Source organism: Pedobacter terrae (genome assembly GCF_036946585.1).
Classification (GTDB): domain Bacteria; phylum Bacteroidota; class Bacteroidia; order Sphingobacteriales; family Sphingobacteriaceae; genus Pedobacter; species Pedobacter terrae_C.
The window spans coordinates 33,564-58,166 of sequence record NZ_JAQIIV010000008.1 but is presented as its reverse complement, the minus strand read 5'-3'; the positions used below and the strand labels follow the sequence as shown (position 1 = coordinate 58,166).

25 protein-coding genes are annotated in these 24,603 nt (G+C 37.1%); 11 read left to right on the top strand and 14 right to left on the bottom strand.

Going from position 1 to position 24,603, the window contains the following annotated elements:
• Positions 1-133: 133 nt before the first annotated feature.
• Positions 134-463 carry a hypothetical protein gene (locus PGN18_RS12815; protein WP_335319892.1) on the bottom strand — a complete coding sequence of 110 codons (330 nt, stop codon included), beginning with the start codon at positions 461-463 and terminating at the stop codon, positions 134-136.
• Positions 464-773: 310 nt separating this feature from the next.
• On the opposite strand from PGN18_RS12815, the gene PGN18_RS12810 reads away from it, so the two are divergent.
• The 4 genes from PGN18_RS12810 to PGN18_RS12795 all read left to right on the top strand — a co-directional run bounded on the left by PGN18_RS12810 (position 774) and on the right by PGN18_RS12795 (position 3,386).
• Positions 774-1,430 carry a response regulator transcription factor gene (locus PGN18_RS12810; protein WP_335319891.1) on the top strand — a complete coding sequence of 219 codons (657 nt, stop codon included), beginning with the start codon at positions 774-776 and terminating at the stop codon, positions 1,428-1,430.
• A gap of 758 nt (positions 1,431-2,188) precedes the next feature.
• Positions 2,189-2,692, top strand: coding sequence for an RNA polymerase sigma factor (locus PGN18_RS12805; RefSeq protein ID WP_335319890.1), 504 nt, complete (start codon positions 2,189-2,191; stop codon positions 2,690-2,692).
• Positions 2,693-2,825: 133 nt separating this feature from the next.
• Positions 2,826-3,020 carry a hypothetical protein gene (locus tag PGN18_RS12800; protein WP_335319889.1) on the top strand — a complete coding sequence of 65 codons (195 nt, stop codon included), beginning with the start codon at positions 2,826-2,828 and terminating at the stop codon, positions 3,018-3,020.
• Positions 3,021-3,197: 177 nt separating this feature from the next.
• Complete coding sequence (locus tag PGN18_RS12795; RefSeq protein ID WP_335319888.1) at positions 3,198-3,386, top strand: hypothetical protein; 189 nt, start codon at positions 3,198-3,200, stop codon at positions 3,384-3,386.
• Between the two features lie 49 nt (positions 3,387-3,435).
• Here the strand turns inward: PGN18_RS12795 and PGN18_RS12790 are convergent, their stop codons facing one another.
• Positions 3,436-3,690, bottom strand: coding sequence for a hypothetical protein (locus PGN18_RS12790; RefSeq protein ID WP_335319887.1), 255 nt, complete (start codon positions 3,688-3,690; stop codon positions 3,436-3,438).
• Positions 3,691-3,931: 241 nt separating this feature from the next.
• Complete coding sequence (locus PGN18_RS12785; RefSeq protein ID WP_335319886.1) at positions 3,932-4,750, bottom strand: alpha/beta hydrolase; 819 nt, start codon at positions 4,748-4,750, stop codon at positions 3,932-3,934.
• A 614-nt stretch (positions 4,751-5,364) separates the two neighbouring features.
• On the opposite strand from PGN18_RS12785, the gene PGN18_RS12780 reads away from it, so the two are divergent.
• Positions 5,365-5,883: a protease gene (locus tag PGN18_RS12780; RefSeq protein ID WP_335319885.1), complete on the top strand. Its 519-nt coding sequence runs from the start codon at positions 5,365-5,367 to the stop codon at positions 5,881-5,883.
• 265 nt (positions 5,884-6,148) lie between these two features.
• Positions 6,149-6,568, top strand: a complete 420-nt coding sequence (locus tag PGN18_RS12775; RefSeq protein WP_335319884.1) for an SRPBCC family protein — start codon at positions 6,149-6,151, stop codon at positions 6,566-6,568.
• A 341-nt stretch (positions 6,569-6,909) separates the two neighbouring features.
• Here the strand turns inward: PGN18_RS12775 and PGN18_RS12770 are convergent, their stop codons facing one another.
• Together PGN18_RS12770 and PGN18_RS12765 are read right to left on the bottom strand one after the other, a co-directional pair.
• Entirely contained in the window at positions 6,910-10,428 is a 3,519-nt protein-coding gene (locus PGN18_RS12770; RefSeq protein ID WP_335319883.1) for an ABC transporter permease/M1 family aminopeptidase, read from the bottom strand.
• The gene (locus tag PGN18_RS12765; protein ID WP_335319882.1) at positions 10,425-11,324 is read right to left on the bottom strand and encodes an ABC transporter ATP-binding protein; all 900 of its coding nucleotides are present in this window, start codon (positions 11,322-11,324) and stop codon (positions 10,425-10,427) included. Before PGN18_RS12765 ends, PGN18_RS12770 begins: the two co-directional genes overlap by 4 nt.
• A 397-nt stretch (positions 11,325-11,721) precedes the next feature.
• On the opposite strand from PGN18_RS12765, the gene PGN18_RS12760 reads away from it, so the two are divergent.
• The 5 genes from PGN18_RS12760 (at position 11,722) to PGN18_RS12740 (ending at position 16,643) form a co-directional block, all read left to right on the top strand.
• Positions 11,722-13,218, top strand: a complete 1,497-nt coding sequence (locus PGN18_RS12760) for a sensor histidine kinase (protein ID WP_335319881.1) — start codon at positions 11,722-11,724, stop codon at positions 13,216-13,218.
• Positions 13,215-13,940 (top strand): LytR/AlgR family response regulator transcription factor, encoded by a 726-nt coding sequence (locus PGN18_RS12755; protein ID WP_335319880.1) that lies wholly within the window; start codon positions 13,215-13,217, stop codon positions 13,938-13,940. The genes PGN18_RS12760 and PGN18_RS12755 overlap by 4 nt, the downstream gene beginning before the upstream one ends.
• Positions 13,941-14,027: 87 nt before the next feature.
• Positions 14,028-15,032: a phosphotransferase gene (locus PGN18_RS12750; protein WP_335319878.1), complete on the top strand. Its 1,005-nt coding sequence runs from the start codon at positions 14,028-14,030 to the stop codon at positions 15,030-15,032.
• A gap of 63 nt (positions 15,033-15,095) precedes the next feature.
• Positions 15,096-15,959, top strand: a complete 864-nt coding sequence (locus PGN18_RS12745) for a dienelactone hydrolase family protein (RefSeq protein ID WP_335319876.1) — start codon at positions 15,096-15,098, stop codon at positions 15,957-15,959.
• A 378-nt stretch (positions 15,960-16,337) separates the two neighbouring features.
• Entirely contained in the window at positions 16,338-16,643 is a 306-nt protein-coding gene (locus PGN18_RS12740; RefSeq protein WP_335319875.1) for a GIY-YIG nuclease family protein, read from the top strand.
• A 577-nt stretch (positions 16,644-17,220) separates the two neighbouring features.
• Here the strand turns inward: PGN18_RS12740 and PGN18_RS12735 are convergent.
• The 9 genes from PGN18_RS12735 to PGN18_RS12695 form a co-directional block, all read right to left on the bottom strand.
• The gene (locus PGN18_RS12735) at positions 17,221-18,183 is read right to left on the bottom strand and encodes a hypothetical protein (RefSeq protein ID WP_335319874.1); all 963 of its coding nucleotides are present in this window, start codon (positions 18,181-18,183) and stop codon (positions 17,221-17,223) included.
• A 7-nt stretch (positions 18,184-18,190) separates the two neighbouring features.
• On the bottom strand, positions 18,191-19,288 hold the full coding sequence (locus tag PGN18_RS12730) for a toxic anion resistance protein (RefSeq protein ID WP_335319873.1): 1,098 nt from the start codon (positions 19,286-19,288) through the stop codon (positions 18,191-18,193).
• 27 nt (positions 19,289-19,315) lie between these two features.
• The gene (locus PGN18_RS12725; protein ID WP_335319872.1) at positions 19,316-19,930 is read right to left on the bottom strand and encodes a TerD family protein; all 615 of its coding nucleotides are present in this window, start codon (positions 19,928-19,930) and stop codon (positions 19,316-19,318) included.
• Between the two features lie 4 nt (positions 19,931-19,934).
• Positions 19,935-20,489 carry a TerD family protein gene (locus PGN18_RS12720; RefSeq protein ID WP_335319871.1) on the bottom strand — a complete coding sequence of 185 codons (555 nt, stop codon included), beginning with the start codon at positions 20,487-20,489 and terminating at the stop codon, positions 19,935-19,937.
• Positions 20,490-20,491: 2 nt separating this feature from the next.
• Entirely contained in the window at positions 20,492-21,328 is an 837-nt protein-coding gene (locus PGN18_RS12715) for a phosphoribosyltransferase family protein (protein WP_335319870.1), read from the bottom strand.
• A complete protein-coding gene (locus tag PGN18_RS12710) occupies positions 21,315-22,019 on the bottom strand; it encodes an HAD family hydrolase (RefSeq protein WP_335319869.1) in 705 nt (234 codons plus the stop codon). The genes PGN18_RS12715 and PGN18_RS12710 overlap by 14 nt, the downstream gene beginning before the upstream one ends.
• Positions 22,020-22,123: 104 nt before the next feature.
• Positions 22,124-22,939, bottom strand: coding sequence for a TerC family protein (locus PGN18_RS12705; RefSeq protein ID WP_335319868.1), 816 nt, complete (start codon positions 22,937-22,939; stop codon positions 22,124-22,126).
• A gap of 137 nt (positions 22,940-23,076) precedes the next feature.
• On the bottom strand, positions 23,077-24,096 hold the full coding sequence (locus tag PGN18_RS12700) for a WD40/YVTN/BNR-like repeat-containing protein (RefSeq protein ID WP_335319867.1): 1,020 nt from the start codon (positions 24,094-24,096) through the stop codon (positions 23,077-23,079).
• Between the two features lie 7 nt (positions 24,097-24,103).
• Positions 24,104-24,535 carry a DUF2147 domain-containing protein gene (locus PGN18_RS12695; protein WP_335319866.1) on the bottom strand — a complete coding sequence of 144 codons (432 nt, stop codon included), beginning with the start codon at positions 24,533-24,535 and terminating at the stop codon, positions 24,104-24,106.
• Between the last annotated feature and the right edge of the window lie 68 nt (positions 24,536-24,603).

The following is a 24,603-nucleotide window of genomic DNA, read 5'->3' as shown; positions in this document are numbered from 1 at the left end:
GTTAAAATTAAGGCGTTAATCCATGAACCTACCAGCCGGCATTTTTCTATATTTGATTAATTCGTAACATAAAAAAGGTTAAGCATTAATGTGTGCTTAACCTTCATAGCTTTCAATTTTTGCCATCAGCTAGTCAATCATTCTTTTCAGTGTCATTATTTGAAGTGGAATTGGGCATGTTTCCTGCTTCTCCAGGATTACCCTTTTCCGGATCTGCCCTTGCCTCTTCAGCACCGTAATCTCCTTCGCCCATTTCGCGGCCAAGCATACCTGCTCCGTCTTTCACTTTTTCTAATTCACTGCTATCATTGCTTTGATGGCGGGGAACCTGATTATCGGGCATATTTGAATTTTCTGCCGTATGATCTGCTTTTGGATCAGCAAGATTATTGTTTTTATCATCTTCTTTCATAATGACTACATATTTATTATACAACAGGTAAATAGTCTGTGATGTTTTCACGAATAATTAAAACTGTTTTTATATCCATCATATGACATCTAAAACCAACAAGTTACCCCGCTCCAATCATCAATCAAAACTTTTAAGCAGAACGGGCAGTTCTATAATATATCCAAAAGGTGATAACGAAGGAAAATGGATTGATTAAGAAAAAACCTGATCAATAATTACCGGAAAGGTAGCCGAGCGAAACAGTGGTGCATACCAATTAAATAGCAGCGCCTAAGTAAAACCATTTACTATTGCCAATAGCGGATTAATATTTCACATACGGTCATAATCAATTTAAGTTATATCAACTGTAATATATATGAACAAATTAAAAATAATCCTTGCGGAGGATCATAACCTGGTAAGAAACGGGATTAAAATGTTACTTGAATCGCAGGCTGATATTGAAGTGATTGCTGAAGCTGATGATGGTAACCGGGTATTGGAACACATTGCATCTGGATTGATTCCCGACATTGTACTTGCCGACATCAATATGCCAGAAATGGACGGTATCAGTTTGATAAAAGCCATTAAATCATCACATCCCGATATTAAAGTAGTGATCCTTTCTATGCTGGATCATGAAAAATATGTGAAGCAGGCATTTATGGAAGGAAGCTATGGCTATATTTTAAAAAATGTAAATGAAAGCGAGATGCTCTTTGCGCTTAAAACTGTTGCCGGCGGAGCGAAGTATCTTTGCGTAGAGTTGACCGAAACAATGCTTAACCGTTTTATCCATGAAACGTCTGCCCAATCAGAACAAGAGGAAACCCAGGTGGATCTTTCCATGAGGGAAATTGAAGTTTTACACCTGGTTGCAGAAGGTTACACCAATCAGGAAATGGCTGATAAATTATTCTTAAGTAAACGCACAATCGAGGGGCACCGCCAGATGCTAATTGATAAAACAGGGTCTAAAAACACCGCATCACTAATCCGTTTTGCTGTGGTCAATGGTTATTTAAATTGATTGGATGCGTCGCATTTTATTAGGCATCTTAGTCCTATAAAAATATTATCCATTTTGAAGCTAAACCGGCTTACTTCAAGGTATCGTCACCCTGAACCGAGCCTTAGCGAGCTCACCGAAGGTAATTTATTTCAGGGTCTTCCTTTTAAGATCATGAAATTAACGTATTGAATATTAAATCACAATAATGACATGGTCTAATCAATCTTTCATCAAAGCGCTTTTTATTAAGTCGCTATCGACTATAAGTTCAGATCTTATTTTTCCAATCATCTAAAAAATAACTGGCCTTAAAACATTACTCCCAAAACCTATAGAACAAATGAAGTGATTTTATCTATGAAACTGCCTGAATGTTTTAATACCTCCAAAGTTATCGGAATTTGCTTTACGCGCTTCACAGATCAGGATTTATTTAATTGTATTATGACCATTGTTTGCCCAACATTTTTTGTATAACATATCACCGCTTAATTTCGGATAAATGATTGGCCACAGCTATGTATCAATAGCTACGTTAATGGCGACAACAATGGCTATGAAAGCCATTTTTTCCGCCATTTGGATAACTCTCTATATTTCCATATCATTTATACGGTTTAGTAGTACGGATAATACGCGCACTTAATGTTGTTAATACCCATTATTAAAACAGCCAGCTAATGTGCAAAACCAAAAAAAAATAAGGTGGTTCTTTTAAGGTAATAAACGTTCACTGGCTGAACACTTGTCAAACCGGTTATTAAAAGAAAAAGATCATGGAACAAGAGAATTTCTGCGTGGCAGCAGAATATCACAAACAGTCATTACTGGCACAAGCCCTTAAACTTACAGCTGATGAAGATGATGCAAAAGATCTGGTACAGGATACCCTGATCAAAGCGGTTGGATCTTGTAGTAGCTTCGCCGAGGGTACCAACATCAGGGGCTGGTTGTACGTCATCATGAAAAACACCTTTTACAACAACTGTTGCAAGCAAAAAAGACGCACCGCCATTTGGGAAAGTGACGATTGCCTTTACGATCAGAAACTGACAAACAGTCCTGTTAAAAACCTTTCAGAAACCAAAATGGTACTGGAGGACATACAAAAGGCAATGAATACACTCCGGGCAGATTACAGAGCAGCATTTCAGCGATATTTCGAAGGGTACAGTTACGATGAGATTGCACTTGAACTCAACATCCCGTTGGGAACAGTGAAAACCCATATTTATCAGGCACGCCAAAGTTTAAAAAAATACTTGCGCATTTACCGTTAAGGTATTAGATCATAGCTAACTATAGCTAAAAATGTAAGCTAAACCTGGTATTATAGCGATACGCACATTGCTTTAAGTGGGCAAAAATGGATACCATAGTTACGATACCTAGCTTAAAACAGGAATTAATATCATGGAAAGAAAAAATGGTACATCAGATATAAAAAGTTCAAAAGCTGATCAGACTGATGATCAGGAGGACTGGCAGATTGATCCTTTAGCAGGTTATAAAAAAACCAGCAAAAAGGATGCAGAGGATAAAAAAAATAAAGATGACGATAAAAAGGGTTTAATGGGATTTGATGAGTGGTCTGTTTCCTGGCCGTAACTGATGTGGAAATATAGATATCTACAATAAGCTGGTACGATTATTAAAACACGTATTTAACATAAAGCCAAGTATAAATACCTGTTTTGATCAAATGGAGTTAAAAATCTGATTATTCACCTATTTAGTCAAACTTTACTAAAGCTGGTATTGCTTTTTAATAAAAAATCTATCATTATGAAAAACATCATTTTATTATTGTTGCTATCAGTGTTCAGTTTTGGCACTTTTGCACAAACCCGCCAAGACACCACAAAAAAGAGAACTGAGAAAAAGTCTAAACAAAAGCAGGAACCCAAGAAACGCGATACGATGAAAAGGGATACCCTAAAAAGGGATACCATCAAGCGTAATGTACCTATGTAGTTAAAAAGGGAGTGCTAAAAAGCACTCCCTTTTTCAATAAACCAGGCTTTTAGCTTAAAACAATCTGGTAATTCACATTTACTCTTTTTGGATAATTACTTTGCTCGCTGTTTAACGAAACAAATGCGGCATTGCCATGAACTTCATTTTTCAATGCATGTTCATAATGCGATTGGATTGTTGCCTGGTCATCGTTTTGCACCCCCTTTGTAGTTTCTGCTAAAAGATTTCTATCATTCAGGTTCTCAGGCAATAATGTAATATCGCAATTTCCTTCACTGATTTCTTTGACTAAGTATTTCATTTTGGTTTTAAATCTTCGTTTCCTGTTTTGTAAATAAGATTTCAAGAAAGACCAAAAATAGAGTAACTCTTTAGTTTGTATGTAATCTAAAAGTTAATTTTTGGGTGTAGGATGTGTCAATTTAAATCCAACAGATATGATTAAAACTATACAAGAAACCTTAAAATTGGAATATTTATGATAAAATATTGCCGGATCAAAAAGAAAGAAAAAACTAATCAGCCATTTGCCAACGGCATACTTAAGGCTTTTGATTAAAATAATTACTTAAAAAAACACTTTGAAATTTAATGGCGTTTGCCCAGTAATCCCAGTTATGTACACCAGGCCTGGTTGTAAAATCGTGCTGAATATTGTGGTACGAAAGTTCATCATGAAGGCGCACGTTCATTTTATAAAAAAAATCGTCAACACCACATTCAATGGCAATGGCCAATGATCCAGGTTTAATCAAGTAAATCATATCAATCACACTATTTTGTTTCCAGCGTTCCGGAAATTTATCCTGCTTACCCAATCTTTTCGAAATATCCCATCCGTTCGGAAAAGGTTTAATATCTACACCTCCACTCATGCTGCCAACAGCACCATAAACATCCTGATGTTTAATAGCCAGATACAATGCGCCATGTCCGCCCATACTCAAACCCGTAATTGCCCGCCCCCTTTTTTCGGCAATGGTTTTATAATGAGCATCAATATAGCTTACCAATTCGTAGGCGACATAGGTTTCATATTTCCATGCCGGATCCACCGGACTATCAAAATACCAACTGGTTACATTACCGTCAGGACACACTATAATGAATTGATATTGGTCAACCAGACTTTTTATTCCTGGCACTTTTTTAGCCCATTCTGCATAGCTTCCCCCTGCTCCATGAAGCAGGTAAACTACCGGAAAAGCTTTTCCTGATTTATAGCTTTCAGGTTTAATCACTACTGCCTTGATATTTTTTTTCATCGAATTGCTGTAGGTCAACGCAGTATCTACTTCCGCAGCATTTATAACGTGGCTACACAAAAACAAACAGGCAATGATAAGGAGAGTTTTTTTCATGAATGATTTTTAATAATAATTATAATAGCATGTTAAATTTATGAAATTACTGGTTATGGTTATTGAGCTCCTTAAAAAATTGCGATAAACTATTATTTATTTTTTTGAAAATGATCGTTCAGTAGCTTTTCGGAGCCAATAGTCCCGTTATCCGCTTTATCCCGATAGACCTTTGAAACAAGATTAACAGCAGCTAAATCGGGATGCCCGCTCCTACCGGGTTTATTAAACAAAGGTTACTGCACAAACTATTAATCCTGGATAAATATTTAAATTTTGATTAAACAGCCAAGCCTATAATTTCCTTGCTGATTGTGCCATCCAGCCCCGATCCGATAACAATCGGATAAGTAAACACGATTTTAAACGGAAAGTGGGAAGAAATAACAATAGCTGCAACAAATTGCACTCCATGAAAAAATTGCTACCATAAGTTAACGACAATAGTTCCTAAAAGTTTTGCTGGAAATAAATTACAATCTTGCGCTTAGTGTCAAAGTGCATTATCTGCTTTTTACTCACAAAATGATTATTAGAGTACTTAATCGTTTTAGTTTAGTCAGTTTCGATCAAACAATATTAAATCTTATTTGCTTATACAAACAAAACAGCTCATGAAAAACATCAGATTAATTATCCCCGCACTTGTGGTCTTATTTTCGGCCTGTAGCGAAGCCACCAGAAATACGGCGACCACGAAAAGTGAAAGTATCAGTCAGACTGCTGCCCAGAAAAGCGATTCACTGGAAGTCAAACTAAAAATAAATGGCAATGTAATTAACGGCGAACCGTTATTATTGAGATTTGTAGTGCTTAACAATACCAATATTGCTAAAAAATTCTGTATCTGGCACACGCCATTCGAACCTTTAATAAGCAGTTATTTAAGTATTACCAATGAAAAAGGAGAAGAAGCTCAATATAAAGGCGCAATGGCTAAAAGAGTGATGCCCCCTCCTGCCTCTAGTTACACGCAAGTAAAGCCAGGTGACAGCCTAGTGGCTAATGCCGATTTGCTTAAAGCGTATGACCTGAAAAAAGGATCGAGTTATAAAGCGGTTTATACAGGTGGAAACGTGAGCGGTTTAATGTCTAAAGATACGGTTACCTTTGTTTATTATGACATCCATTAATTGAATTTTTCTTTGCCGCAAACGCCCATTTTAGAAATTATTGTTGACAGAAAGACCTTTATGAATAGCCATTAACTAGATGTATGAAGCCATATCAACTTAAATGGACTTATACATCGTAAATGATTGGAATTTAACAAGCTCTCTTAACGACGAAAAAAGCTCTGTTTTGGAGAAGTATTCTGGCCCCTTACTTTATCGCCTTTGTACTTTACAAAATGCGAAAGTTCCTTTAACTTTATTTTATAGATTTAAACCGCTAAAAATGGAAAATAGTACATCAATCACCGTACAAACTATAGTAAATGCACCAATAGAAAAAGTTTGGGAGTTTTGGAACAACCCGGATCACATTACCAGATGGAGCTTCGCTTCTCCCGATTGGCATACCCCTTATGCTGAAAATGATTTAAAAGTTGATGGCAAATTTAAGAATACCATGGCAGCAAAAGATGGAAGCGCAAGCTTTGATTTTGTTGGAACTTATACTACGGTTGATGAGCATCAAAAAATCGACTATCGTATTGAAGATAACAGAACAGTAAGTATTGTTTTTGATGCATTGGGCGAAAAAACCAGGATTACGGAAACTTTTGATACTGAATCTACACACCCTGTAGAAATGCAACGTGACGGCTGGCAGGCCATTTTGGATAACTTTAAAAAATATGCGGAGGCGTCGTAAATATAGTTTTTAGTAACATCTTGCGAAATAACGGATCACAAACGGCCTATCGTTCACAGATTCCAATAGATAAATCATCCTCGACCGAAGCAAAGCGAAGTGCCTGCCTGTCCGGATTGACCAGTCCTTACAGGCGAGGAGATGTCTTTATACTATATTAAAAGATTTCTCCATTATGATCCAAAGGACGGATACGCGGCATAAACAAATCTACCGAAAATCGTCACCCAGTACTTCCGCCCGGCCAGTCGGACGGGTGTTTCAGGGTTTTGTTTAGGATCATTTCTATATAGATGCTGAAACAGGTTCAGCAGGACGAATCTTCGAATCAGAATCCCTCCCTAATCAATCACCCTTAGGTTATCGCTTCTATTTTCATCCAATATATATCCATAAGGATCAATTGCTACCGTTTTTGGTTTGTAGTTAACTATAATCGAAAGCCTGGTTATATTTTTAGTGATGTGAACTTTTTGAAAATAAACTGGTTTTGTATTTGATTTCCAATCCATTTCCAAGGCATCAAAGCAGGCCAGGTCTATCTTCAGATCAGGTAATTGCCTACTGCCTTTACTTAACCTTTCAGCATCTAACAACAGATCAACCTGATATTTTCCATTTTTCAGAACTTTACAGTTAATTACTTTTACACCAAGATCGTAAGTCACTACCTCATTAAAACAATCGTTGATAAATTTTTTATCTTTAGGTTGAGCCTGCTTCAAAAGTGTATTTACAAGATCGGCAGCTGTTGCTTTAGGTTTAGGGTATTGATGTTCCAAAATTAATTGATGCAGAACTGCATTAAATTGCTGCTCACCCATCGTCTCTTTTATTGCATACATCGTTAAGCCACCCTTTTGGTAATGCACATATGATTGATCTAAAGTTTTGGCCAGAGGCAATTCTTCTTGATCAATATTCCGATTCAAAAAGTAGAGGTCCTTATCATAAGTGAGATACTTTCGCAAATACATTTTACCAAAAGTTTTTTCAATTAATACATTTTCGGTGTATTTAGCCAGCGATTCGGTGAGCATGGCATAACCTGCACCATCTGCAGGAGCGAGTATATTGCCCCACCACTGGTGTGACGTTTCATGCGCAGCAATGGCATAACTTTGATTAATAGCACCGCTCTGACTATAATTGCCCAGAAAATTTATATTCTCTGCACTGAAAATCAGGCCTGGATATGCCGTAGCAGCTCCTTTATATTGTGGTATTTCTGCAATGGTTAATTGTTTAAACTGATATTTTGCAAAATTTGAGTTGCTGTAATCTAAAGCATCTCTAAGCGCTTTATACATACTTTTTAGGTTATATTCCTGCCCAGGCTGATAATAAATACTTAAATCAATCCCCTTATAGTTTTGTTTTTTCAAAGCGTATTTTGCACTACTTAGTGCAAACATAAAGTTAATTGGTGCAGCTGTTTTGTATTTGAAGTATTGCCGGTTATTGGCATGCCAACTGCGCTGCAACTCCCCCACAGTAACCACGTACTGATCAATATTGGTAGAAATAGTTGTTTCATAATCGACCAGATAGTACCTATTGTTCAATAGTGGCTTCGTGGGAATTTCAGGAAGGGCTGCTTTTTTCCGTTCCTGTTTATCATCACTTTCAAAGTGATAACAGTAGCCCAATTGTGGTATAAATTTCTCTAATTCGACATAAGTACCATTGTTCACAACCGAATTCTCCGTATCGAATGGGATAAATCCGTTTCTGATAACCTCCATAGAAAAATTCATCAAAATTTCCTGACCAGGCTGCAATGGTGTTGTTAGCATCAAAAACTGTTGATTAAAAAACTTATCCCTTTCGCTTCTTTTAATCCCGGCAGTGCTTACGAAAAATGAGTGAACAGCGGGATCAACAGAAGTCCATATTTTGGAAATTGGCTTATTTGTGTCATTTTTAAGCAAATACGTTCCCCGAACGGTATATTTTCCTTCGTCTGGATATAAATCCACATTGGTTTTAACGGTTTTGATCACAGGTTGAGGGAGGTTAGCCCAGGATTTATATTTCAGTTCATAAGCCAGGCGCCAGTTTAATCGGGCTTGTTTATTTTTATATTTTCCAATAAGATTGGTTTGGTCATAAATAAAAGCAGCACAGAAAATCCAGATTAATAATGCCAGGACGGCAATCCATTTATGTTGCTTCAAAGCCAATCCCATTGATCTGAATCTTGCTGTAATCTTCATTTCAACTAAACGCTGCCATAATCCAATGGTTAACACAGCAATAACAGTTGTAAAGGCCAACCAGTAGAGCATATACCAATTAAATGCAACAGCATAATATCCAAAACCATTAAAATAAGAATGCTGGAGATCTGGAACGGTAGCAAAGCGAAAAAGATAATGTTCCAGCCCAAAGCGTTCGGCATAAATGATCAGGAATACAATAATCATGTTGAGTAACATGCCTAAATATTTATTTGTACTTAAAGTTTGAATAAAAACAATGAGCACCACAAAAAGCAACAAAGGAAAGGCGCTATAATAGTATAAAGATAAATAGGAAGGCAATTCGACCTGGAAATAACCATGGGTAAGCTGCAAAAAAATACCAATTCCAATATTTAAGGTTACGAGGACCAAAACAAGGCCAAAAAGGCTCAGGGTTTTTGCCATCCATAATGCCGAATTTGGAACGGGACTGCTGTAAATGAGTGAATAAATATTGACCGATTTTTCCCTGCAAATACTTTCTGCAGCATAAAAAATAATTAAAATTAGTCCAAATTTCATGGAGCGTATTTCTTCGATAATAATGCCTGTTGCCGGATAAGTATGAATGCCATAAATACCGCTAAATAGCCTATCTTTTAACTCTATGCCGAACAAAAATACCCACAGCAACAGCATGACCATGATGGGTATATTTTTAAACAGGAAGACCATTTCTAATCTGAACTGGGCTTTAAAGGTCCTGAAATAATAAGAGATACCAACTGGTAAAACTATTAAAGGCTGATAAGGAATCAAAGCAGCGTATGCCATTTTATCTGCCTTTACCTTTAACTGTTGCTGTTGTGTTAGCCTAAAACTGAATAAGTGATAGCTCAGTACAATTAGCAGACTTGTAACACAAGTCCAAAGGATTCTGTTGAATAAAAATGCACCTTCAAGAGGAAATAACTGGTGATTTCGTTGCAGAATAGTCCATGTTCTCGTTTCGCCGAAAAACGAAGCCAAAGCAAAAGGATCTAAAAGTAAGGGCAAAATATCAGCACTCCCTGCCTTCATTGTCGAAGTGGCCAATAATGGTGAATTGCCTAATATCGAAGCCAGCAGGTATAAAATGTAAATCAATACGCCAACTACATAAATTGCCCTTACACTTTTGGTTAATATGGCGGTACAAAATAAAATTCCTGCTGAAAATAGCACATTTGGCAAAGCAAAAACTAAAAGCGGCTGTAAATAGTAACTCGTGTTAAAGATACCCAGGCGATCTTCATTAATAGATAAAGAACCTACATAAATCCCAAGCGCTACCAGCACCAATAAGCTAAAAACTGCGATGATCAGGCCCAATAACCTGATGCCAAAATAAGGTCGTTTTTTAATTGAGGTGGTAAAAACAACTGCTTCCATTTTATACATACTATCTCGAAGCACCACGTTCGCACTAAATAATGTAGCTGAAAAAATTGAGAAGAGTGAGAGCAGAGCAATGATGTTGGTGATGACAAATGGTGAATTTTTATGAACTTCTTCTGAGCCAAATCCGCCCTTTACTACACAAAAGTAGCCCAGTATAAAAAACAAAAGTGCTGCAGCTCTAAAGGATATCTGCCCGAAATGATACTTCAGCTCAAATTTTAGTAAATCTGTTATCATCTCCTTGCCTCCATCTTTGAATTGACCTCACTAAATAATGAAGAAAAATAAACCTCTTCCAAACCTGGATAAACAGATGCGAAACCGATTGCGGGTAATTGATCTGCCAGCACAAATAAATGCAACTTACCCGAAATAACCTTGGTAGAAATGACATTAAAAATGGATGAATATTGAGCCAGATCAATCTTATCAATTGCCTTCCGCCAGATTTTTCCATCTAATTTTTCGGTCAGTTCTGAAGGTTTACCCTGTAAAATCAACTTTCCATTAGCCATCACTGCCATTTCAGCACATAGGTCATTCACATCTTCCACAATATGCGTAGACAGGATGACCACCCGATTGGTACCAATTTCACTTAACAGATCGTGGAACCTATTCCTTTCCTGTGGATCAAGCCCTGCAGTGGGTTCATCAACAATAATCAACTGCGGGTTACCCAATAAAGCCTGTGCAATTCCGAAACGCTGCCGCATACCTCCAGAAAAAGTACTTACAGCTCTCTTCCTAACCTCAAACAAATTGGTCTGTTGCAGTAGTGAAGTCACCTGTTCCCGTCGTTCACTCTTATTTTGCAGTCCTTTTAAAATCGCAAGATGATTTAATAAATCTATAGCTGAAATATTAGGATATACCCCAAAATCCTGTGGCAGATATCCCAATCTGTTACGCATCTCCTGGGGATTCTGCAACACATCATTTCCATCAAAATGAACCCAACCAGCATCTGGCAGTTGTAAGGTGGCAAGCGTACGCATCAGTGAAGATTTACCTGCTCCATTAGGGCCCAACAAGCCAAACATACCATTTGCAATATTTAGCGTAACATCATCGAGGGCCTTCACCCCATTTTGATAAGATTTTGTAAGTTGCTGTATTTTAAGCCGTACCATATTAAATAATTAAGATGGCCGCAAATTAGGCTGATGAAACCGGTCTGTTAAATTTAAGTGACAAAGGAAGCAGAAATGATGACGAAAGAAAAAAATAACCTGATATTCCTTTCATCATGAAAAACATGCCTTTAAACACCTAGATTTTAGCAAGCTGCTATCGCCCCGGTTCGTGTCACCACGAAACGGAATTTTCCTTCATCATCGAAAACATACCGTTCATCATCTAAATTTCAGGCATCCTGGAAAGTTTTTTAATTTTAAAGAAGTAAGATAAAGGTGGTCTGTGAGGACACAGACCACGGCAATGGAAAGATTAAAAACAAAAAATATTATCGCCCCGGTTCGTGTCTCCACGAACAAATAGTATGTAAACTCACGGATACATTAATACAAAATGCTCAATACAAAGAATTTAAACTTCAGTTATAAATACCAGGATTTTTTCCTAAATATCGGTCTATTGTTATGGATAGCCATATTGAATACTTACAATTTAACCAGCAAAATTTGGCTTAACTATTCAAGCTGCATTTTGGCCTTGGGTTTTTGTTTGCTTCCTGTACTTGTTTTTTCTTTTTTTAAAATCAGACTAAAAAACGCCCTAACCCAAAAACAATACGTTGCCTGCTGGTGTACTTGCTTCTTTATCCTGCTTCCGCTTTTTACGGATCTTGCATTTTACCTGCAAATCGCGAGGCTTAACCATACTGTATTTATTTCAACAGCTTTGGCAGCAACTTCCCTCGAAATGATGTTAATTGCCAATCAGTATTACCAGAAAAAAGTGAAGTACATTAAATGGATCAAAAAAATTGGCCTGGAAAATGCAGTACTCATCACCATTATTTTACTTGCTGCAACCATTTCCATAATGGCCGTTTCAAGTTTAGACAACCCCATTTACCAGCGAGATGGTTTCCATTTAGTAGGTTTCGAGTTCAACTTAAAAGCACTTTGGTTTAATATTGGAACATTTTTAAGCTTCTTTTCACAATTTCTGATCATGTACTTATGCGGATACCTGCTTTTTTTGGTCAATAGCCGTTTACTGGTATCTAAAATCCTCAAAGAAAAAGGGCTTTTAATTTATTTGTTAGCACTTTCTACAACCATTGCATTGCTGTATCCCCTATTGGCTCAATTGTTAATTTCACTACCCATTAATACGTTTTTCGGGCGGAGCATTTTCGAAACTAATCCATTTGAACTTGAAAATGCATTCGGCGCCCTTGCCATCATGCTCATCAGTTTACCAGTAGTTTTGGCCCTGCAATGGGGCAAACAGAATAACAAAATCCTTTCTTTAGAGAAGGAAAAATCGCAACATGAACTTGACTTGTTAAAACAACAACTTAATCCTCATTTTTTCTTTAATACGCTGAACAACCTTTATGCTTTAAGTTTGCAAAAATCAGCTAAAACGCCCGAAAGTATTTTACAATTATCAGAACTGATGCGCTATACAATTTATAAAGGGCAGGAAAAATCAGTTAAGCTTTCGCAGGAAATTGACTATATTAATGATTACATTCAATTGCAAAAAATCCGTTTGCAAAAAAACTTAAATTTTGAATTTGATAAACAGGTTACCGATGATCAGATAGAGGTTGTTCCTCTTTTGCTGATTGTATTTGTAGAGAATGCATTTAAACATGGTATTGAACCTGCTGAAAACGAAGCTTCTCTAAAACTAACACTAACTGCTAACCATACCGTTCTCTTTTTCTCCTGTGAAAATTCGTTTGATCCTGAAGAAAAGACCGATCATAAAGGGATTGGGATTGATAATTTGAGAAAGAGACTCGAATTACTTTATCCTAACCATTATACCTTGCATATCACCTCCATGGATCATATCTTTAAGGCAGAACTTAAACTTCAGCTAACATGAGCTTACGTTGTTTGATAGTAGATGATGAACCGCTTGCTCATGGTGTAATTATGGAGTATGCAAAAGATATTCCTTTTATTAACATCGTTGGCAGTTGTTATCGTGCTACAGCAGCATTAGATTTTTTAAGTAAACAACCAGTAGATCTCATTTTTCTGGATATTCGGATGCCAAAGCTAAATGGTTTGGATTTTTTAAAGACTTTAGCGCATAAACCTTTAGTGGTCATCACCTCTGCGTACGAAGAATATGCTTTAGCAGGTTTTGATCTGGCCGTTTGCGATTATCTTTTAAAACCCTTTAGGCTCGATCGTTTTATCAAAGCAGTAAACCGTGCGCTTGAATTACACAACCTTCAAAGGCAAAAAGCTAAACCTGCTTCGATTGAAAAACCAGCACAAAAAAACAAAGGACAAATCGCTATCAAGGTTGACAAAAAGCACATCCTGATTAAACTAGACGAAATACAATACCTGGAAAGCCTGGGTAATTATGTAAAAGTTTGGAAAAACGGTGATTTTCTGCTAACGCCCAGGACGTTAGCCAGTTTTGAAGATCAGGTATCAGCAGATTTCGTCCGCATCCATAAATCCTTTATACTGAATAAAAAGTATGTCGACTATTTGGAAGGCGGTACCATTGTACTTAAGAATGGCCAGGAAGTTCCTGTCGGTAAAAATTATAAGCGTACGATTAAGCAATTACTTGATATAGCGGATTAACAGCATTTAGTTTTAATCTGATTGAACAAGCTGGGATAGGATTTCGATTTAAAAATTTATATTTAGCGCCCCAATAACTTTATTTCCATGCAAAATTTCTTTCCCGCGCAATATTCTACTTTATCAGCAGCTGTATTAAAAGATTATTTAATTGAAGCTTATCGGCTAGATTCATCTACAACCTGCCGGTTACTCATCAGAAATGTAAGCGACACCTATATCCTGGAAAATCAGAACCAGAAATATATCTTCAAAATTTACCGCGATGCACACCGTAAGCGCAACGAAATTGAAGCTGAAGTAGAATTATTAAACATTTTAAGCGCAAATGGAAATTCAGTTTCTTATCCAATCAGGGATGTGGAAGGAAAACAGATTCAACAGTTTAATGCTATTGAGGGTTTAAGAAATGGTATCCTATTTTCTTTTGCAGAAGGGAAAGTGGTTTTAGACCTCGAGGACCAGCACCTCATTCAATTGGGGCATGATATGGCTAAATTACATCAAAGTACTTCATCAATAAAACTAAGCAATCCGCGGCCGATATTCAATTTCGAAACTACCCTGTTTGAGCCTTTAAAAGATCTCGAACCCCATTTTTCGGAAATGAAGGAAGAATATGAGTACTTAAGAAACGTTTCAGAAAAAGTAGTTCAAAAGTTTAAAGAATTCGATACTTCAACATTCAGTTATGGTTATTGTCATTATGATTTCTTCCCGAAAAATTTCCACTTTGATGAAAAGGGGAAAATCACCTTTTTTGATTTCGATTTCGCAGGACAAGGTTATTTGATTAACGACTTGATGTCGTTCCTTAACCATTATTTCTTCCATCAGCTGAATAACCTAATTTCCAAAGAACAGGCAGAGAAGGATTTCAATACATTTTTAAATGCCTACCAAAAAGTCAGACCGTTAACAAATGATGAATTAAAAGCAATTACTTATCTGGGTATTACCTTCCATATTTTCTTTTTAAAGTTCTTTTATGACAATTACGATGATTGGTCAAATGTTTTTTTAACCCCCCGATACACAAAACACCGCGTAGCGTTGATCAAAAAATGGGAAGACACGTATTGTAACTTTTAGGCAATGCGGCCTTAATCTCGACATGCTTTTTTATCTTGTATAGCAATTTCAAAAATCAATAAGATGGATCAGAAAATAATTAACCTTTACGATGAGTATACCCACAGCAATTTAAGCCGAAAAGATTTTATGAAAAAGCTGGCCCTCCTGGCTGGCAGCACAGCATTAGCCATGACTATCCTGCCAATGCTGGAGAATAATTATGCCGCTGCTGCAGATTTTAACCGTGATGATATCGAAGTGGAGAATATTACCTATATGGGTGTTGAAGGTGAAATGAAAGCAGTTTTAGCTAAGCTAAAAGGTAAAAAGAATTTGGGCTCCGTATTGGTTATCCATGAAAACAGGGGTTTAAATCCACATATTATTGACGTAACCAAACGTGTTGCTACTGAAGGTTTCTTGGCGTTAGGCGTTGATGCCCTTTCGCCGCTTGGTGGAACGCCGGCAGACGAAGATAAAGGACGTGAGCTGATCGGTAAATTAGATCCTGAAAAAAACCTGCAGAACTATTTAAGGGGACTGGATTACTTACGTAAGCGGAAAGATGGTAATGGTAAAGTAGGTTGTGTTGGCTTTTGCTGGGGCGGTGGAATGGCCAATAAATTAGCGGTTAACGATCCTAAACTGCAAGCCGCAGTAGCATATTACGGTGCGCAGGCCAATGCTGCCGATGTTCCTAAAATTAAAGCGAGTTTAATGTTACACTACGCTGGTTTAGATGAGAGAATTAATGCCGGAATTCCAGCTTACGAGCAGGCTTTAAAAGACAATAAAATTAATTACAAAATTTATATCTATGATGGTGTAAATCATGCGTTTAATAACAATACTTCAGCCACCAGATATAACGAGGCCGCAGCAAAACTGGCCTGGAGCAGAACCATTGATTTATTTAAACACAAATTGGCGGTATTGACTCGGTAAATCATTCATTTTGCGACACAGTTACCTCTAATTAGTTCCGTCTTTTCGACTGGAGCGCAGCGAAACGGAGAAATCTTTTAAGGTTGCTAGAGCTAACTTAAGTCCAAAGATTTCTCCACTACGGTCGAAATGACGATTTTTTCTAGTAATTATTAGACTAGAACGGAGTACCTCCGATTCCGTCTCTTCGACTGGAGCGCAGCGAAACGGAGAAATCTTTTAAAGATGCGTATAAAACTAAGTCGAAAGATTTCTCCCGCCTGCACGGGCAGGCCTGTCCGCACAGGTAGACATTACGCAGCCAATGAAAATTGGTAAGCTTCAGTCTAAATGACGAATCTTTAAAGAAATAATGAATTTTTCTTTATCTTCATTTATATGGAGCGTGGAGGATGTATCTATTTCATGACCAATTATCAAAGAACAACTTTATATATTGGCGTAACTTCTGATTTAAGGGGCCGTATTTACGAGCATCAAAATAAAATTCACCCCAAATCCTTTACTGCAAGATATAACCTAACTCTCTGTGTATACTATGAAGTTTATACATCAGTAGAAGAGGCGATTGATCGGGAAAAGCAACTAAAAAAGTGGAATAGAGTGAAAAAAAATACGCTAATTGATAACTTCAACAAAGGTTGGCATGACTTAACAAAGATTATAGACGAATGGGATGATTAAGATCTTCTAAAACATATCTTTTTGAAAGGTAAGCAATCAATAGTTCCGTCATTTCAAGCGTAGCCGAGAAATCTTTTAAAGATGCAGCTAACCTGGTTCAAAGATTTCTTCCCGCCTGTACGGGCAGGCGTTCCGCTACCAATGAAAAATTGGTAAGCTTCAGTCCAAGGGACGGTTTGTCTAATAATTAATTAACTAGAATGACCTGCCTTTAGTTCCGTCATTTCGAGCGAAGCGCAGCGTAGTCGAGAAATCTTTTTAAAGTTGCCAAAAACATAGCTTAAAGATTTCTCCACTGCGGTCGAAATGACGATTCTTTCTAGTAATTATTCGACTAGAACGGAGTAACTATAGTTCCGTCATTTCGAGCGGAGCGCAGCGTAGCCGAGAAATCTTTTAAAGATGCAACTAACCTGGTTCATAGATTTCTTCCCGCCTGTACGGACAGGCGTTACGCTACCAATGAAAAATTGGTAAGCTCCAGTCGAAATGACGCCTCTCGCATACCCATCATTTAGAGCGGAACGCAGTGCAGTCGATCTGGCTAAATAGATTTCCAGTAGTAAAAACCAAAACCTTAAAACAAATCCGTTTTCAGCATAGTCTTTAAAATATTTGATTGAACATCAAAATTATTGAGGTGATTGAGAAAATTAATATCCGATATTTTAACATAACTCTCTTCCAATAATTGAATAACCTCATTTGGAATTGCTGTTTTTAAAACCGCGGCATTACTTTTCAACTTATCATTTTTATACTGCAATTCATGTACAATCCGGCTCCTTTCGGAAAGATTGTTTGTCATATCCAGGTCTTTCAAAATGGCTAGATCGCAGAACAGGAACAGGTTTCTACTTGGAAAAAACAGATAATAATAATCTTCATCCAAAAATTTATAAACTTCAATCACCAGTTCTCCGGACTTTAAACCAATATAAAATTCGGTCCGGAAATCATTCTTACAAAGCTTACCCATCAATTTTTTCTCAATGGTTGCATACACATTCGTGTATACCTGTTTGCTTTGAAAATCAATCAGTTTTGAAAATTGATCTGTAGTAAGATCAAAATAAAAATCGTTGGCGTATTTGGAACTGAAAACGTTGATGTTTTTTGAAAAGGGAAAATCTGAACTCAGGTCAGACAATACGCTGAACAGCTTACGCAGTGATAAGTTAATTTTAAGAGACTGCTTCTGCCTATCCAGCTGAAAATTTTTCTGATCCACGAGCGAGCCCGCCATCCGATCGATCAATTCTTCATTCAGGTCAATTTCATCATAGATGAGCGATACGTTTTTCTCATTGCTCTTTTTAATCTTTCTAAGCAGTTCGATTACACTCTCAGTAAATTGAAGATGGAAAAGATCTAATTTTTCAATTTCCAGTTCTTCGTTATTGGCAAAAAGTTGATGAATAACCTGGCTCCGCAGGTAAATTTTATAAATTATCTCATTATCAAAAAACACAGAGAGCAACTGTAAACGGTTGATCTCTGCGCTTGATTTTTTGAGCATATTTAAACGGTATTCATCCATATTTTGATTAATTCACCCTCGTAACGTTCTTTTTCAACTCTGCTTCCAAAGTTTTAAGTTCGCCATCCAACACTCTCCTGCTTTGTGCTCCCGCTTCATGGATCTGTTTCACCTCATTAAGGGTTTCAATCAGCGATGAAGTAGTTCGTTTCAAGGTTTCTAAAGATACTACTGTTTTTTCATTCTCTTTGGCTACATCAATACTGTTTTGTTTTAGCATCTCTGCATTTTTCTGCAAAATGGTATTGGTGGTATCCGAAATTTTCTTCTGCATCTCTACATTGGCCTTTTGCCTTTGTAAAGCAACCGCAATAGTCAATTGGTTTTTCCAAACCGGAATAGTTGTAGAAACAATTGACTGTGCTTTTTCTGCAATGGAAGTATTGTTGTTCTGCACCACACGGATCTGGGCTAAAGATTGTAACATGATAAAACGCACAATTTTCATATCGGCCAGTCTTTTATCAAGTCGGCTGATGAAATCCCTTAAATCGGCAATTTCATAATCCTGATAATCGGCCGGGCGACCTTCCATTTCGGCTAGTTTGATACTTAGTTCGTTGTATTTTAACTGTCCGGCAATAATCAGTTCTTCCATCTGGTGGATATAACCCACATTGCTGTCGAACATGGTTTGCAGCGAACTGTTATCTTTGATTGAATTTAACCTTCCAGCCTTGATTTTGTTGGTAATTTTGTCAATATTATTAACTACCACATCATATTTCTGGAAAAGCTTTTTTACATCAACCACTAAATTTTTTAAGAACGGAATCTTCGAGATAAAACTTTTAAAACCGCTCTGTTCCAATTCAGATACATCGATGTAATTCAGTTCGGTTAGCAGTTCGTTAATTAAACCACCAACTTCGCCACTATTATAGGTACGTACAGAGGATAAAAAATCGTTACTGTATTTTTCCATGGAGTTTTGGGCATCGCTTCCATAATTCAGGATCGAATTTACATCCGATGGTTCTAACGATTTTCCAATTTCCTTATATTTGGTTGTTTCCTCGGCTGTTATTTTTTCAAGGTCAACATTTCCGTCCTTATCCAGTTTAACCGGAGTAAGAGCTTGAGTAACGTTTGGGTTGGTTTCCATAGTTTGATCAATTACCAGATTTACAGCTTACAAATAGTTTTGAGTTACGGTTTTAACGGTATCTTCCAGTTTTCTATCTCTGGTTGGTTCGCCAATGGCATTAAATTTCCATTCGCCGTTTTTCTTATAAAAAACACCCATTACCATTGATACGTGACCTGCAAAATTGGCTCCGTTGGCAATGTCGAATTTGGCAAAAACCTCGTTCACACGTTTAGTTGTGCCTTCATAAATACGTATGGAAGCAAAGGGAATAGTACCAAAATCATGGCCTCTAAAGCTATTTAATACAAAAGCGACATAACTTACGCTAGCATCCAATTGTGAAAAATCAATGGTGATAATTTCATTATCCAAACCATCATCACCACCCATATCGCCGGTTAAATCATCACCGCTGTGTTTTACCGAACCATTTTTAGATTTAAGGTTCCCAAAATACACCACCTCTAAAAGCTGTTTATTTTCATTGTACAAGGCACAACTCGCATCTAAATCTACCGCCTCTTTTGATGATCCGAAGCCGAATAGACCCTTTTTTTCAATTGCGCCCCAGTTTATCCCGACACAGGCTTGTTGAAGTGTGCTGCCATTGCTTTTTTCCAGACTAATGCGCTGTCCTTTTTGAAGATTGATTGCCATAATATTATTGATATTTATTTAAATAATCCTGTAAACCACCTTTCATGCCTACGCCAACCGCTTCAAACTTCCACTTGCCTTCACGTTTGTAAATCCTTCCGAATTCTACAGCGGTTTCAATAGAGAAATCTTCTTCCAATTCATATTTTAAGATCACCTCATTGCTTACCGCATCAAAAATGCGAATGAAAGAATTTCTAACCTGACCAAAATTCTGTCTTCTGGTTTCTGCTTCATGAATGGTTACCACAATGCAAATCTCATTTACTTTTCCATCAATTTTGGTCAAATCAATTTTGATCTGCTCATCATCGCCGTCGCCATCACCGGTTAAATTGTCGCCAGTATGTTCTACCGCTCCATCTGGAGAAACCAAATTGTTGTAAAACACGAAATTTTCGTCAGAAATTAATTTTTTCTGATCGTTTAATATAAAAATTGAAGCATCTAAATCGAATGCAGAACCTGTTGAAGAGCTGTTGGTATCCCAACCTAAACCTATTGTAAATTTAGGCGCATCGATATTTTCACGCTGCCCCTTTTGCAAATTAATAGCCATATTTAAATTAATTTATAATTATTGTTTTTGATATAGTCTTTTATAAGATGTAAATTCTTTGAATATGCCTCTATCGTATGGTAATTATTTCCCAGTGAGAGATCGTAAAGCGCATTGATAAAATCAGTACTCCGGCGTTCTAAAAAGATGGTAAAACTGCTCGAAGTCGTATTTAAAATGTATTTTACAATCCGGGTATTGAATTTGAAATTGCCACTATCAATAATATCTTCCAGATCGAAAATAGATTTGATCTGATGGTAATTGAGCAAATTTTCTACGTTGGGATGGATATTTTTATTCACCAGTTCGGCAAAATAAAGCATATGTATTTCATTTTTTAATCCATACTCCTTTGCCATTTTTAAAATCATCCGCTCATGGCTCCCGGTAATCCTGATATCATCCAGAAATAAAAGTGTTTTGCCGGTAAGAAAATCTTTATCGATATGGAATGAATCATTACCAATTAGCGACAGCCTCTCTTCTGCACTTAATTCGCCATAATCTTCTTTATAAGTAATGGTTCTGTGCACTTTTGTTTCCTGTACGGCTAAACCACCGTTTTCAACCAGCCAACGGTTAAGCTGGCACACGAAATAGTTTTTCATGGCGAAAGTTGCCGTAGGGATAAAACTATAGGGACTGGATATGACCACAATCTGGTCGGTAATTATATTATCGGCCAGGTAATACCTGATAAATCCATCGGCGAGGTCTTTCCCAAAAGATCGGGCCACCAGATCGTCGCCAAATTTAAAGCGGCTGTAATCGTCGGCACTAAAACCGAAATCGACTGTATTGTCTATTTTGTGAAGAGAGAAGTTATACGGTATCATAGAATAGGTTCAAGATAGATAATTTGTTGGAATTGATGAGCATACTATTTATCCCTACGGCTTCTGCGCCCCGGATATCTGCATGAGGGTTATCTCCAACATGGATAACGTCTGATAACATTAATTCAGGGTGTTTGGCTCTGTCGATACGATCCAACATCAGCTGAAAAAAGCCTGCATTCGGCTTTGACATGCGTACTTCATCAGAATAAAGCTGAAAATCAATATACTGGCCAATGCCTAAATGTTCGATTACTTTTTTTAGGGTTTTACCTTTGATAAAACCGGTGTTACTCAATATATTAGTAGAACTGTTGCCCCATTCTTTAATTTTTGCCAAGGTAGCTAAACAATCATCGCAGTAAAGTTGGGGCATATAATTAAATACGATCTGTTCCATATCCTGATCGAGCATTTTAAGGTCTACATCACCGAAGTTGAAGTCATAATCATTGATCATACTGATGATCATTAAATACATTTCATCGGCATCAACATTTTTACCGGCTCTTTCATTGATGGCATTTACCATCAAATCCACCTGACGGAAAATGATTGCAATTTCTTCAATGCTTTTATGTTTACCGTTAAAATTCCTGAAAAAATACTGTACCCGTTCCTGCTTGTAAGCTGGATTAGACTTAATCAACGTTAACCAAAGATCGAATGAGTAGTGTTTGTAAAAAGCCATTGTACCCTGTTTGCTAATCTGTTTAATAAGTTCTAATATTACAAATTTGATGGTGTAATCAGAAGCCGTTGATTGTAAGATTTATGACAGATAAGCCATAAAAGTTACGACTTATCCAATACTTCTTCAGCTTCTTTTGAAATCACGATATCACTTTTGTGCTTTTTAGGATAGTTGAACAAAAGAGAAGTTAATACGGGTATGATGAAAATGGCTACCGTAAAAATAGATACGAAAAGATCTGTTTTTTCTCCTTCAATGGCATGAGAAACCGGCGATTCAGGATAAAAATGTGTAAATATCGAAGAGGTAAGCTTAATACCCAAAACACCAATTACAATAAAGGCTACGGTTTCCAGGAAGGTAAATTTTTCCATTAGTTTTACAAAAGCCTGTGCTACAAAACGCATAGCCAGAATCCCGATAAAAACACCGATATAAATTAACCAGATGTGATCGGTAAAAGCTACGGCAGCAAAAACATTATCAATAGAGAAGGCTAAATCCATTACCTCTACCAAAGCAACCGTAGCCCAAAAATTACCCACCAGGCCAACGGTAGATTTATAGATCCAGCTTTTGCTTTTATCTACTTCCTCTTCTTCCTCATTCTTTTTACTGTTCTTTTTCCTAAAATAATCGAAAGCCAGATATAATAAGTATAAACCGCCAAGTGGTTTCAACCACCAGATTTTAACCAGCCATGCTGCCAGAAATAAACAGATACCCCTGAAAACATAAGCACCGATAATACCATATTTTAGTGCTTTTTCCCTTTGCGATTTTGGCAAATCCATTACCATGGTTGCCAAAACAGCAGCATTATCAACCGATAATAAACTCTCGATTACAATTAAATTTAAAATAATTAACAATCCAGCCTGTATATCATCGCCTAAAATTGTGTGCAAAAAATCCATTGAGCGTATGTGTATGTTTAAATTAAAGTTTTAGTTGACAGCAAAGAAACAAAATTTTATCATTTCTGCTAGTTACATCGTTATTTTATTGTTAGAATGGTACTTATTTGAATTGTTACATACCGGGGAGCGAAATATTATTTGTCCATATACAGTTGATAGATAACGCCATTATTCCCGGCTAAAAAAACCGTTCTGCCCTTTTTAGCTCTTTGAACAGCATTAAAACTTTTATCGGAAATGTGTTTCCAATGCTGACCGCCATTGGTAGAAATATCTGTTCCAGAAGTACCTGTAGCAACTAAAGTTTTAGCATCAATATAGGTTACTCCAGACCGGAAGCCTAAAACAGGACTGGCTGGCTTTTGCCAGGTTTTACCCCCATCTTTTGTTAAAAGCACATTATTAGAACTTTCTTTATCCTTTAGGTAGTTACCACCAACGACTATACCTGTTTTTTCGTTAAAAAAATCAATAGAGAAAGGGCCTGTACTTCCCTCACCCTGTAAAATTGGGCATTTGAATACTTCCCAGTTTTGACCATAATCAGAAGAATAATAGATATTAGATACTGTTCCTCCCGTGGCAATCCAGGTTTTGCCCCCAGGTAATGTTTTAATGGTTGTACCGCTGGCTGCAAAACTGGCTTCGCCTTTAGTCAGGTTAATCTGCAGATTTTTAGAAATATCCTGCCAGCTTTTACCTGCATCAACAGTTTTAAGTAATTGCATCTTGTCGTTTATGGGGTCGCCGAAAATGATGCCTTTATTTTTATCCCAAAAACTTAAACCATCCAAAAATATGGCTGAATCTACATTTTTGTAGTTTTCCGTCCAGGTTTCGCCTCCATCAATGGTCTTCAGGATATAGGCTGGAGAAGCAATACCCACAATAATGGCCTGTTTATCATCGAAAGCTTCAATATCCCTGAAATCGATTTTTTCGTAACCTTTCGGGTTCATCCATTTCCAGGTTATTCCTCCATCAGTGGTTTTACCAACTGCCCCATTACTTCCACTTACCCAGGTAACCCGATCGGAAACCACACTTAAGCCGCGCAAGCTGGTTTTGGTATGCTCATTTAAGGGCTTCAAAGAATACGATTGCGCTGCGCAAAAAAAAGGTGCCCATAAAAGGCACCATAATAATTTCTTCATCTGTAAATTATTTTACCCTTCTAAACGTTTCTGATCTGCCTAAAAGTGAAATACCCACATATCCGCGAATGTTTAGCACATCAGCACTTTTCAAAGTCATGTTACAGCTATACGTTTTACCGCTTTTAGGATCATAAATTGTTCCATTCGTCCACTTGCCATCATCATAAACAAAGTCCTTTAATATTTCCAGGTTTAACAAAGCACGTTTCTGCAGGCTCTCATTGGGATTTTTGGCATCCAACTTTGGCTTGCCATTTAGGTTTGGCTCTTTCATCCAGGCCAGTTTACCATAGAATTTATCGCCTTTTTTATAAATTTCGATTTGTCCTTCGCCTGATGGATTAAGCCATTTGCCAACAATCGCATCTTTATTTTGTGCAAAAGCTGAAAATGATACGGCCACAAAGAGCAGCATTAAAAATGGAAACTTTCTCATATTTTTTATTTCTAGTTAGTTTTTAAAGATAATCATTACACCTTATATCGAAACACTAAATAAAGAGA